Annotated in this window: 13 protein-coding genes and 1 tRNA gene; 10 read left to right on the top strand and 4 right to left on the bottom strand. The window is 65.6% G+C overall.

The genetic code is table 11. The annotated features are described in order from the left end of the window. Nucleotide 1 precedes the first annotated feature (1 nt). A complete protein-coding gene (locus tag STRTUCAR8_RS45860; RefSeq protein ID WP_078507518.1) occupies nt 2-331 on the bottom strand; it encodes an acyl carrier protein in 330 nt (109 codons plus the stop codon). A 119-nt stretch (nt 332-450) separates the two neighbouring features. On the opposite strand from STRTUCAR8_RS45860, the gene STRTUCAR8_RS45855 reads away from it, so the two are divergent. The 6 genes from STRTUCAR8_RS45855 to STRTUCAR8_RS45830 all read left to right on the top strand — a co-directional run bounded on the left by STRTUCAR8_RS45855 (nt 451) and on the right by STRTUCAR8_RS45830 (nt 7368). After that, nucleotides 451-1212, top strand: coding sequence for a thioesterase II family protein (locus STRTUCAR8_RS45855; protein WP_059072976.1), 762 nt, complete (start codon nt 451-453; stop codon nt 1210-1212). A 94-nt stretch (nt 1213-1306) separates the two neighbouring features. Next, nucleotides 1307-1783 (top strand): response regulator transcription factor, encoded by a 477-nt coding sequence (locus STRTUCAR8_RS54980; RefSeq protein ID WP_006383356.1) that lies wholly within the window; start codon nt 1307-1309, stop codon nt 1781-1783. Nucleotides 1784-1805: 22 nt separating this feature from the next. Next, nucleotides 1806-3143, top strand: coding sequence for a preATP grasp domain-containing protein (locus tag STRTUCAR8_RS45845; RefSeq protein WP_006383319.1), 1338 nt, complete (start codon nt 1806-1808; stop codon nt 3141-3143). Beyond that, complete coding sequence (locus STRTUCAR8_RS45840) at nt 3140-4312, top strand: NAD(P)-dependent malic enzyme (protein ID WP_006383327.1); 1173 nt, start codon at nt 3140-3142, stop codon at nt 4310-4312. Before STRTUCAR8_RS45845 ends, STRTUCAR8_RS45840 begins: the two co-directional genes overlap by 4 nt. Further along, nucleotides 4281-5963: an ABC-F family ATP-binding cassette domain-containing protein gene (locus tag STRTUCAR8_RS45835; protein WP_006383382.1), complete on the top strand. Its 1683-nt coding sequence runs from the start codon at nt 4281-4283 to the stop codon at nt 5961-5963. Before STRTUCAR8_RS45840 ends, STRTUCAR8_RS45835 begins: the two co-directional genes overlap by 32 nt. Nucleotides 5964-6228: 265 nt before the next feature. After that, the gene (locus STRTUCAR8_RS45830) at nt 6229-7368 is read left to right on the top strand and encodes a hypothetical protein (protein ID WP_199791740.1); all 1140 of its coding nucleotides are present in this window, start codon (nt 6229-6231) and stop codon (nt 7366-7368) included. Here STRTUCAR8_RS45830 and STRTUCAR8_RS52095 read toward each other — a convergent pair. The 3 genes from STRTUCAR8_RS52095 to STRTUCAR8_RS53055 are packed head-to-tail and all read right to left on the bottom strand — an operon-like array spanning nt 7326 to nt 8694. Continuing rightward, entirely contained in the window at nt 7326-8192 is an 867-nt protein-coding gene (locus STRTUCAR8_RS52095) for an IS3 family transposase (RefSeq protein WP_044474024.1), read from the bottom strand. The two genes, STRTUCAR8_RS45830 and STRTUCAR8_RS52095, sit on opposite strands and share 43 nt — an antisense overlap. Next, nucleotides 8126-8494 (bottom strand): transposase, encoded by a 369-nt coding sequence (locus STRTUCAR8_RS53060; RefSeq protein WP_143666551.1) that lies wholly within the window; start codon nt 8492-8494, stop codon nt 8126-8128. The genes STRTUCAR8_RS52095 and STRTUCAR8_RS53060 overlap by 67 nt, the downstream gene beginning before the upstream one ends. A 53-nt stretch (nt 8495-8547) precedes the next feature. Continuing rightward, a complete protein-coding gene (locus STRTUCAR8_RS53055; protein WP_158697502.1) occupies nt 8548-8694 on the bottom strand; it encodes a hypothetical protein in 147 nt (48 codons plus the stop codon). Nucleotides 8695-9567: 873 nt separating this feature from the next. Between STRTUCAR8_RS53055 and STRTUCAR8_RS45815 the strand changes: the two genes are divergently transcribed. The 4 genes from STRTUCAR8_RS45815 to STRTUCAR8_RS54970 all read left to right on the top strand — a co-directional run bounded on the left by STRTUCAR8_RS45815 (nt 9568) and on the right by STRTUCAR8_RS54970 (nt 11925). After that, a tRNA-Arg gene (locus STRTUCAR8_RS45815) sits at nt 9568-9640 on the top strand. Between the two features lie 559 nt (nt 9641-10199). After that, nucleotides 10200-10433 carry a helix-turn-helix domain-containing protein gene (locus STRTUCAR8_RS45810; protein WP_006383360.1) on the top strand — a complete coding sequence of 78 codons (234 nt, stop codon included), beginning with the start codon at nt 10200-10202 and terminating at the stop codon, nt 10431-10433. A gap of 733 nt (nt 10434-11166) precedes the next feature. Then, complete coding sequence (locus STRTUCAR8_RS54975) at nt 11167-11589, top strand: GntR family transcriptional regulator (RefSeq protein WP_006383365.1); 423 nt, start codon at nt 11167-11169, stop codon at nt 11587-11589. Between the two features lie 6 nt (nt 11590-11595). After that, complete coding sequence (locus STRTUCAR8_RS54970; protein WP_006383381.1) at nt 11596-11925, top strand: UTRA domain-containing protein; 330 nt, start codon at nt 11596-11598, stop codon at nt 11923-11925. Nucleotides 11926-11953 lie beyond the last annotated feature (28 nt).

The raw sequence follows: 11953 nt of genomic DNA, 5'->3' as shown, positions 1-11953 counted from the left end.
GTCAGACCTCGGTTCCGGTCGAAGTGGTGGCCAGTTCTGCTGTCTCTACCTGATGCAAAGCCGCCTGTATCCGCTCGACCATGGAGCTGAAACGGGAATCGAAAATAAGTTCAGCAGCTGGTACGTCAACCCCGAACTCTCTTGCGGCAAGCATGCTGACGCGAATTGCCTGAAGGGAATGGCCGCCCAGTCCGAAGAAGTCACCATCGGTGTCGACCGAATCCACCTTCAACGTCCTGCACCAAATCTCTGCCAGTGCGTCCGGCACCGCTGACTGCTTCCGGGGAATGGCCACCAAACCAACCTTTCGTTCTGAGTAAATGCCGCGCATGGTGTGTGTCTCATAGTTCCGCCAGAGTGGTCTGCAGGCACGCCGCAGAAATGAGTGACACCGGTTCAGGGGACATGACGTGACGGCGAGACACCGCCGATGCTGAAACCGTGACCGCCATGACGACTCAGGCCGCACCGGCCGTCCGCCCCAGCCTTCAGTTGCGGACCTTCGGCTCCATCCGCGATCCCGAGACCCTGCTCTACTGCTTTCCGTACGCGGGGGGAAGCGCGACGTACTACCACCCGTGGACCGCCCTAGTGCCACAGACGGTCGGGCTGCGCGCGATACAACTGCCCGCCAGGCAGGACATGCTGGACATCCCACCGTTCCGGCAGATGAGCGACCTTGCCGCTGCGGCGGCCCGCCTCGTGGCGGAGGACGTCCAGGGCCGTCGGTATCTCTTCCTCGGCCACAGCATGGGCGCCGCCCTCGCGTTCGAGACTGCCCGCCAACTGCGCCGCGACGGCCGGAAACTGCCCGAACTGATCGCGCTGTCCGGACACGGGGCGCCTCACCGTGAGCGGCGGCTACCCTCGTTGGAAGGTCTTGACGACGCCGAACTGCTGGCAGTGGTCGGCCGACTCGGCGGCATCCCACCTCAGATCGCCGCATCGGCACAACTGCGGCCCCTCATCGCGCCGGCCATCCGGGCGGACTTCGCGCTGCTGAGTAACTACCGTTGCGCCACCGAACCCCCGCTAGACTGCGCCGCTGCCGTGTTCGGAGGAACGGCTGACGCGGCGGTACCGACCGAGGCCCTGCACGCGTGGGCCGAGCACTTCACCGGCGCCGTGACGGTCGACCAGTTCCCTGGAGGGCACTTCTACCTGTCCAAATGGGCGTCACGAGTCCTGTCCTCGACGCTCGGCAGGGCGTGACCGGACCGGCGCGGGAGCCGGACGGTACCGGAACGGGAAGAGACGGCTGGATGCTGCCTCCATGCGAACAGCGATCTGCCACCGACGCCCCCTGGTGCTGCTGGGGCTGAAGCACCTACTGATGGCACAGTCCTCGTGCGACGTCGTCCACACCTCGGTCGACGAGCTGCCGGGAGATCTGAAGGAAATCGACATCCTGGTCATCGAGGACGAACTCTTGACGCGTGCGACATGCCTGGCGGCACAGTCCGGCGAACGCGGGGCGCCGGAGATCATTTCCCTGAGCGCCGAAACGCAGCCCGACGAGGTACTCCGCCGGGTGAACGGCCTGCGGGCCGTCCCGTCGTCCACCGCAGCGATGACCGGCCACCACTGGGTTGCCCCCCTGTCCCCGCGCGAACAGGAGGTGCTCCAGTTCATCGCCTCAGGATTGACTCACGATCAGGTTGCCCGCCAGGTCGGCATCAGCCGACACACGGTCGACACCTACGTCAAGCGGGTGCGGTCGAAGTTCGGTGTGGGAAACAAGGCCGAACTCACACGCATCGCACTTAGTTTGAAACTCGTCTAGGGTCGAAAGGAGAGCCTCTCTCATGGCCAAGCTGATCATCAGTAACCAGCGCACCGAGGAAATGGTTGGAGACTTGCAGATACTTTCTCCGGAGTATCGCGAGTATCTGGGAAATCAGGCCCAACGAATGGCCTGGTCCATGCAGGAGGGTGATGTTCTCGTGCTGCCCGTACTGCCGGGTGAGCGCTTTCTCAGGTATGTCACCGATCTCCTGCACATAGACCGCGGCACCATCGAAGTCGTCGTTCCGCCGGCTGGCCACTACGGTGCCGGAATTCTCTCGCGGGACCGGCTGATGAACGAGGATCTACTACGGCAGTTGAAGCACCTCGTCGCGTCTCACGGCATAGGTGAGATCTTTCCGTTCCACTTCGACAGCACCATTGCCGCAATGGCCAAGGGACTTGGCCTGGATGCCATGACTCCGGGCTTCGGATTCCTGGACCAGGGGGGCGGCAAGCTACTCAACAGCAAGGCCGCCTTTCGCGCACTCGCGGCCGGCGCCGGTGTCGCCGTCCCGGAGGGCAGGGTATGCACAACGCAGGACGAGGCGGAGGAGTTCGTCTGGCGAGAACTCCTGTCGCAGGGGCGGCCCGCCATCCTCAAGCAGGACTTCCACGTCGCCGGATTCGGCAACGAGATCGTCAGCCCGGTGCCGGGAGTCGAGCCGGTGGGAGCTCTCAGGACGGTGGTTGCGACGGACCGGGAGGAACTGACCAAGTACCTTGCCGAACGGTGGTATTGGCTGACCGATGCCGGCCGCAGCCCGGTCGTCGTGGAAAGGTATTTCGCCGATTCGCTGCCCTTGTGTGTCGAGTTCCATCTCACCGGCCAGGGCATCGAACTCGCGGGCCACGGCGCCATGCGTATGCAACCCGTGCTGAATGGCCATGTCTGGCCGGCGCCCGCCGCCGGGCTCCCCGCCTTCGACCCCTTCTTGCGCGAGGCACACGAGTTGTGCACCGCCGTACACGCGATGGGGTACCGCGGCATCGTCAGCGTCGACGCCATCGTGACACCCGCTCAGAAAATTCTGATCAACGAATTTAACTGCCGGGTCAGCGGGTCCACGCACGCCTATCACATCGGCGAACGCATCGTGGGCGCGGAGTTTCCCAACGGACGTGTACTTGTGGAACAGCGGCGGTGCACCTTCCCGTCCGCCGTCTTCGAGCGTCTGGCGGACAGTGGCCTGGCATACGACCCCGTGTCCCGCACCGGCGTGCTCGTCACGGTCGAGGACAGCAGTGCGTCCGGCGGTTACGGTGAATACTGCATCGCTGCCGAGAACACCGAGCAGGCGGAGCGGATGGAGCAGGCCCTCGCCGGTCTCCTCGCACAGTCCGAGAGGGCGGCATGACTGTCATCAGTTCGCAAGAACCGGTCCGGATCAGGGATTCGGAAATATTTGCAGCACACAGCGGGGGGAAGCTGTCGATGGGATGCACCCTTCCCATCGACGATCCTGAAACCCTCTCTGTCGCCTACACACCGGGTGTGGCCAAGGTCAGTCAGGCCATCGCGGCGGATCCTTCTCTCGCCGCCCAGTACACCTGGGCCCACCGTCTTGTCGCCATTGTGACCAATGGCTCCGCTGTGCTCGGCCTGGGCAATGTGGGGCCCGCCGCCGCGCTGCCGGTCATGGAGGGAAAGGCCGCCCTCTTCAAGCGTTTCGCCGGGCTGAACGCCATACCCCTGGTCCTCGACTCGTCGGACATCGACGAGATCATCGAGGTACTCGTCCGGCTCCGGCCGTCGTTCGGTGCCGTCTGTCTGGAGGACATCGCCGCACCCCTCTGCTTCGAACTGGAGGCACGGGCCAAGGCGGCACTCGACTGTCCGGTGCTCCACGACGACCAGCACGGGACGGCGGTGGCCGTCCTGGCCGGTCTGCGGGGCGCGAGCACGCTGCTCGGTCGGCGGTTGGACACAAGCCGGATCGTGGTGCTCGGCGCCGGTGCAGCCGGTTCTGCCACGGCGGAACTCCTGTTGGCCGCCGGTGCCGAGGACGTCACCGTGCTCGATTCACAAGGCATCCTGTTCGACGGCCGGGGTGAACTGAGCCCGGTTAAGGCGGCCCTGGCCGCCCGTACCAACCCACGCGATCTGCGTGGCGGACCGGCGGAAGCTCTCCTCAATGCCGACGCCGTCATCGGCCTGTGCTCGACGACCGTCCCGGAGTCCCTGATCGCCACGATGGCGCCCGAGGCAATCGTCTTCGCTCTGTCCAATCCGGTCCCCGAGATCCATCCCGGTCTGGCTTCCCGGTACGCCGCCGTCGTGGGCACAGGGGGCAGCAACTTTCCCAACCAGATCATCAACACCCTCGCCTCGCCCGGCATCTTCCGCGGCGCCCTGGACGCCAACGCCCGGTTCATCACCACAGAGATGAAGCTCGCCGCGGCGGACGCGATCGCCAGTGTCGCCGAGGACACCCTCGCGATAGACCGGATCGTGCCGCACTCACTGGACCCCCGTGTGGCGCCCGCCGTGGCCGATGCGGTCATCCGGGCCGCCCAGCAGGTGTGACTACGACAAACTCTCCCCGGAGGCAGCCCTGTCCACCCCCACCACCGCATCTGTCGTCTGCGCTGATGTCTTCGTCACTCTTCCCGACGGCACTCCGGTGCTGAAGGAATTGTCCTGGACGGCCGGTCACGGCCACACCGGACTCATCGGGGTCAACGGCAGCGGAAAATCCACTCTCCTGCGGACCATTGTCGGACTGCGGACCCCTGATACCGGGGCTGTGCGGGTAAACGGCAGGATCGGCTACCTTCCGCAGGACTTCTCAGTTGAACCGTCCCTACGGGTCGACGAAGTCCTGGGAATCGCCCGCATCCGGACGTCAGTACGAGCCATTGAGTCCGGGGATGTCCGGGACGAGCACTTCGCGGAGGTGGGTGATGATTGGGACGTGGACGAGCGGGCCCAGGCCACACTCGCCCAACTCGGGCTAGGCCACATCGGCCTGGACCGTGCCGTGGGGGATATGTCTGGCGGCGAGATGGTACTGCTCAGGCTCACCGCGCTGTTGCTGGACCGCACCGACGTTCTCCTGCTGGACGAACCCACCAACAACCTGGACAGCCGCGCACGTGACTACCTCTACCACGCACTCGCTCGGCACAGGGGGATCATGATCACAGTCAGCCACGACAGGGACCTGCTGTCGCGGGTGGATCACATCGCCGAGCTAAACGCCGACGGCCTGCGCACCTTCGGCGGGAACCTTGACGCATACGAGGCATGTATCAGCACCGAGCAGGAGGCGGCAGCCCGCTTCGTGCGCAACGCCCAGGGTGAGGTCTCCCGAGAGCAGCGAGCGCTGGCCGATGCGCAGACCCGGCAGGCACGCAGCGCCCGGTATGGCAAGACGCAATCTGCTCAGAACAGATTCGACAAAGGAACCACCCAGTACAAGAAGCGAGCCGCGCAGGTGTCCGCCGGCAAGCGTCAGGGCGGGCATGAAGAGCGCCTGGCCTCGGCGAGGGAACGACTCGTCGGCGCACAGGACCAACTACGCGAGACCACCGTGATGCGAACAGACCTCCCCGGCACCGTGGTCCCCGCGGAACGGGCCGTCCTCTCCCTCTATAAGGCACGCCTGCGCACCGGCACGTACCTGGGGGACATCCGGGTGCACGGCCCGGAGCGCATCGCCCTGACCGGATACAACGGTGCGGGCAAGACGACCCTCTTGCGGACGCTCGCTGGGGAGATACAGCCGGCCGAGGGGCGCAGTGAGGTTCATGTGCCTTCACGCTATCTTCCGCAGCGCCTCGGGATACTCCAGGAGGACTGCTCGATCATCGAGAACGTTGCCCGGTTCGCCCCGCACTCGACGGACAACGAGATACGCGCCCGGCTGGCGCGGTTGCTCTTCAAAGGCCGCACCGCGGACCGGCTGGTGGCCGACCTATCCGGCGGGGAGCGATTCCGGGCGACCATCGCGGCACTCTTGCTGGCCGAACCGGCTCCGCAGCTGCTGATGCTGGACGAACCCACGAACAATCTGGACTTGGCCAGTATCGACGAACTCATCCGTGCGCTGGCCAGCTACCAGGGAGCGCTCATCGTCGTCAGCCACGATCTTCCCTTTCTGCGCGACATCGGCCTCACCAGCTGGTGGCACCTTGAAGCCGATGGCATCCACTCCGGGGACCCCCTGACGCTGTGACCCGACCTTCGTGGTCGGCACACGGTTCGCCGAGGGTTTCGTCACCTCTGCCCGCACACGCACAGTCATGTTGTGTACCCGAGCCCTCGACTCCCGGCCTGATCGGGCCACTTGGCTGGAAGAATTAACGATCCGCCCCACAAGGTCGTACTCCACCTCCGTCGCATCCACGTCCCGCTGAATCCGTGGATGCCTCAAGGAGGACGGACAAATAAGCTGAGAAAACCCATGAGCGGAGTAGCCGTGGAAGGCTAGTGTGCCGACTGTGCGAGATGAGACCTGGGAGCCCGCCGTCACGGTCGACGAAGGCCTCAGCCGCAGGGCGAAGGCGCTGGCATGCACTGTTCCGCTGCATGAGCTCGACGCCCACAAGGGCAAGATCGAGTGGGCCGAGGCGAAGGCCTACCTGATGGCGGAGATCGCTCTGCACACCATCGACCAGGTCGCGATCGCCATGGACTTCGACACGGGTGCCAGCCATCAGCACGTCTTGGAACGGGTCCAGCGGTTCGTCGCACGGCAGGCGCCGCAGCGCTCCACCCAGGAGCATGCTCGGGTCGCGGCGTGGGTACTGGACAGTCTGATCAATCTCGGGGACGTGGATCGCTCGTTCCGCCGACCGTACGGAGCGGTGGACTCCGAGGGCGTCTACAGCGTGCACATCTTCGACTTCAAGCTCATCGAGGAGCGCAGGGACGACACGGGAAGCCTGTATCTGCGGGCGTCGGACGAAGCACTGAACGTCCTGGTCGGAGCCCTGGACACCGACGTCGAGTCCGCCCAGGTCGCCGCCGAGGTGAAACTGGACAACCTGATCAGGCGAGGCCGGCTGGCGGACGCCAAACTGGTCGCGGAGCAGGCGCGTATCCGTACGATCCAGTACGGGGAGATGATCCGGGTCCAGTTGGACGCGACCAAGCGCAACGTGCAGGCGGTGGACTGGCGGGAGAAGGTCCCGAAACTGCTCGACGACGCGCTCGCCCATGTCGAGGAGCGGGTCAGGGCCGAGCGGGCGATCGCGAAGTACATGGCCAAGGTACGCGACGAGGCGGAGGAGCCCGTACGCAAGAGCCGCGCGGCAGAACTCGTCGACATCGTCGAGGACTGCGTCCGACGCCACATCAAGCTCCAGACCCACCTGATGGGAGCCCGCGACCTCTTCCGTGAGCAGCAGGATCGTCAGCAGTTCTCCGACGTGCCTCAGCGCCAGACCATCGACCTGTACAGCCACCTGCTCAAGCCTGCCCCTCGGCCTGCCGGTCTCCGATGTGTCCGGCCCCCTCGGCCGCTACTTCACCGAGTCCGTCGGACCGATCGTCCGGGTGAGCTGTTCCGCTTTGACGGACATCATTGGTGTGGTGGTCAGGCTGCAAGTGCGGTCTCGTATTCGGCGGGACTGCGGTAACCGAGACTGCTGTGCAGACGGTGCAAGTTGTACCAGCCCTCGATGAAGTCGAAGATCGCGGTGCGGGCGGCGGCCCGGCTGGGCCAGGAGCTTGTGTCGAGCAACTCCCGTTTGATGGTGGCGAAGAACGACTCGGCGAGCGCGTTGTCCCAGCACTGCCCGGTGCGGCCGACCGACAGACGCACCCCCAACTGGTTTGCCAGAAGGGCGAATTGGTGGCTGGTGTACTGGCAGCCGCGGTCCGAGTGGAAGATCACCGGACCGGTGGGGCGACGTTGCCTGCAGGCGGCGGTGAGGGCATCGGCGACCAGATCGGTCCGCAGGTGATCAGCCGTTGCCCAGCCGACCACGCGACGCGAGGCGATGTCGATGACGGTGGCCAAGTAGAGCCAGCCCTCCTCCGTTGCGATGTAAGTGATGTCGCCGCACCAGCGGGCATCCAGCGAGCCGGCGTCGGGCTGGAAGTCCCGGACGACGAGATCGGGCCGCAAGGCAGCTCGTGGATCAGGGATCGTCGTCAGGTGCCGCCGTCTGAGGTACCGGCCCTGCAGGCCGGCAGCCCGCATCAGCCGCGCGACACGTCGCCGGCCGCACCCGGCGCCTGCCCGCTTGAGCACGGCATGGACGCGCGGGGCACCGTAGGTTCCTCGCGATCGTGTGTGGACATCGGTGATCTGTGCCGCCAGTTCGGCGTCACGGACCGCGCGTGGACCGGGCGTGCCGGTGCGGCGGGCATAGAAGGCGGTCCGGGAGACCTTCAGCAGCTCACACGCTCGTTTGACGCCGTGACCTGCACGCTTCTCCGCCTCGATGAACGGGTGCACCGTGACCGGGTCTCCTTCGCGAAGAAAGCTGTCGCACGCTTGAGGACCTCGACGTCCTCACGCAGGCGTCGGTTCTCCCGCCGCAGCGCGGCCAGTTCCTCGCGTTCACTGCTGGTCAGGCCGTCCCGCTCGCCCGCGTCGACCTCGGCCTGCTTAACCCAGTCGCGCACTGCGGTCTCGGTCAGATCGAAGTCCTTGGCGATCTGACCGACCGAACGGTCACAGCGTCGGCACAGCTCGACGATCTCGGCCTTGAACTCCGGCGTGAACGAGCGGCGAGGGCGAGGCTTCTTTTTCCCCATGCTCTCCATGATGGACATCCTCCCGGGGCTGAACCCCTGATCTCGGATGTCCGTCAAAGCGGATCAAGCCCACTGAACTCGCGGTGCAGCAGCCACACCGCCTCGGCGAACATCGCGTAACTCGCCTCGTATTTGCCCCAGAGGCACCGCAGGGCATCGCCGCCGAAATCCCGCTTTATGAATCCCCAGACGTACGCCATCTCAGCCGTCTTTTCCGGGTGCGCGTCGTCGTTCAGGTACCGGACCAGTCATTCAGGATGTCCCAGCGCAGCGCGTTGACGATCACCCCGGTCGGCGCCTCGCTCTGTCGTAAGTCGGCCGCGAACTCATCATTGAGTGCCATCCCGCGACGGTAGCGAGAAACACCACAAGCCCGCCACGGCGTGAATAAGCCGGGCGGAGAGGAACAGCGGATTCCGGAACGCGCATTGCTGTTATGAGAAACCCGCGGCACCGCAGATCAACACCAGCACAGCGGCCCCGCGTACCGCCATGGACATGTTTCTCGGCTCCTCACAGAGCGGACCGGACACCGTCCGGCCACTTCTGAAGCCTGCGGGGTATTGGAGTGAGTCCGCCCGCCTCAGGCCCCCACAAGTCCACCAAGCGTCCGTCCGCATCACCCGCAAGGGGACCCACTACCCTCTCCGCAACCGGGCAGATCCCTGGCACATGGACACCCTCGGCCAACCGGCACGCCACACCCCAGAAGGGGCAGTGTCACGCAGGGTCGCTCTGCGGCGGCGACAAGCACACCCTCAAGCCAACACAGGGAACAGAACGGTCCAACCATCCTCCCCTCCGGCCTCCTCCGCATCCGCCGCCCGCTCTTCATCAACGACAGAACCAGCAGGTCAGAAGCATTTGCCTACGTCACCGGACCCACCAGACCGGATCCCCGCAACCCTCGCCCGCCCACATCCGCTACCCTGTCCTTGGCCAGTAGTTGGTACGCCATGTTGTCTGCTCGATCACCAGCGCAGGGGATGTGGCACCACCGCTGACCAGCGGGTTTGTGCCCTTGCCGAGGATCTGCATCCTGGACTTTTCGACAAGGTTTTCCACAAGCCCCCGCCTTCGTAGCTCAGGGGATAGAGCACGGCTCTCCTAAAGCCGGTGTCGCAGGTTCGAATCCTGCCGAGGGCACGTTGCCCATCAGGGCCAAGGCCCCGGAACTCCCAGGTCAGGGAGAGTCCGGGGTCTTTTTCGTGCGGCCGGTTCCCAGTCTGACTACAGCCTGCCTACACCCTGGATACACCTTCACTACGGGGTTCGGTCGACCAAATATCGACCAACCGATCATGGTGAAGCTGCAGGTCACCGACGACATGAGCAACCCCCGCACTCCAGGAGGAGGACGGGGGCACTCGTGCCGGGTCGCCGCTGAGAGGGGGGCACCGTCTCCGAGACGCCCGGCACGACCGGGGAGTCGATGCCTGGCGACTGCATCAACGTTCACATATGTCTATCAGGGCAGGTCAGCCCGCGTAATCACCCATTCGTGTGAACATGCGTTCGATTAATCGACCATACCCGTAGCCCCACGGCATATGCCAGAGAGCCGCAGGGCTGCGCGTTCTGCGCGACGCCGGGGCGCCGGGTCGTTGACTCATGCCCTCAGAAGTCTGTGGCCATGCAACCAAGATCGCAAAATGTTGAATGCGGTCAGCAGACATACTCCCTTGATCACCAGAGCGTGTGACGGGTGCAAGACGCCCCCGACGATGACACCTGGATCACCGACCGCCGCCGGGCCATCGGCGCCCAGGTCCGGGCGGAACGCGAGCGGCAGAACCTCACCCAGGAGCAGGTCATCCTCGCCGCCCGCCTCGACCGCGTCACACTCTGGCGAGTGGAGAGCGGCGAGGAATACAAGCTGTCCACCCTGCTCCGCATCGCCCACGTTCTCGAGATCCCCCTCGCCGACCTTGTGCGCTGACGGGCGGTCACGGGTGCCGACGGCAGACTTCTACTTCGACAGCGAAGGCGCCGCGCTTCGGCGGTGGCAAGCGCAACTGCAACGTATGACCATGATGGGCACCTCCCACTCCGGAGCGCCCTCGCGCCGGATCACCTGCGGACCCGCGCAGTACTTGTGCCCGATGTCGATCGAGCATTCCGGAGTCGTCTCGATGCTGCTCATATCGGCCGGTCGGAGAACGGGACCAGGCCGTGCTTCTCTCGGCAAGGCTGGCAGGCGAACGCGCCGCCACCGGGGCCCGAACCTTGCTCATGCGCCTGAATCAGCCGGATGCCGCTCGCGTTTCCCTCGTGCCAGGAGCACCAGCCGAAGGCGGTTGGGGTGCCCGGTGCGGCGGGGGTCTTATCGGGCGTGGTCATCGCTCACCTCGTCGTGGATCTCGGCCCAGATTTCCCGGGTGTCTCCCGCGTCGCCGCTGCCCCACTGGTCTGCACTGCGTAGCGCAACCAGGAGGGCGGGCCATCGGGTGTCACGCGAGGCCGGCGCAGGTGCGTGGATGCGTATGCCGCCGCCGATACTCAGTGCGTGCACCGGCTCGCCAAGGGCCCGCTCCACGGCGGCACGTAAAGCTGCTGCTCGCAGGCTCATAGGCATGCCCGACACCCACTCTCGCGTGAGAGGCTAACTGTTGCGCAAGAGTAGACCGGAACTCATTACTCTGTCACGTACGTCACACGGAAAGGGGCACAGCGTGACGACCGATACGCCGCGGTACTTGCAGGTCGCCGAACAGATCCGAGCCCGGATCGAATCCGGAGACCTCGTGCCGGGCAGTCGGCTCCCGTCAGTCTCCGAGATCGCGACCGAGTGGGGCGGCAGCAGCCGCCTCGCCACCGCCGCGTACAAGCTCCTCGTCGAGGAAGGCCTCGTCGTCTCTCGGCATGGCGCCGGCCACTACGTCCGCAGCCAGGACACCCCCGAGCTCCTCGTCCGTAGACACCACCGCCGCAGTGAGGACAGCCCGTTCGCGGAAGGCGCGGCCAAGCAGGGCGCGGTGGGCACGTGGCGGCACGAGTCGACCACGGAGAAGGCGACCGAGGCGGTGGCCGTACGACTCGGCATCGAGGCCGAGGCACCGGTCATGCACACCTCGTACGTGTACCTCGCAGACTAGCAGCCCGTGCAGCTGGCCGAATCGTGGGAGCCCCTCGCCCTCACCGGACAGTCACTGATCGCGCTTCCGGAGGTCGGCCCGTACGCGGGCGTCGGGGTGGCCGCCCGGATGCGGGTGATCAGCATCGAGGTAGGCGATCCCGTTGAGCGGGTGCGCGCCAGGCAGGCGACACGGCCAGAGGCCCAGAACCTCGGCATGACACCGCCTGGGCCGGTCCTCGTGATCGAGCGGACCTACTACGACCAGGACAGCGGGCGGCCCGTCGAGACAGCGGACATCGTGATGCGCGGTGACCGGTGGGTCAGCATCTACGGCCAGGCCCCGCAAGGCAGCTGACCCCGGGCATGACGAAAGCGGCCCCGCT

The organism is Streptomyces turgidiscabies Car8 (assembly GCF_000331005.1).
GTDB lineage: Bacteria > Actinomycetota > Actinomycetes > Streptomycetales > Streptomycetaceae > Streptomyces > Streptomyces turgidiscabies.
The sequence above is the reverse complement of the archived record's forward strand: the minus strand, read 5'-3'. Positions and strand labels throughout refer to the sequence as shown.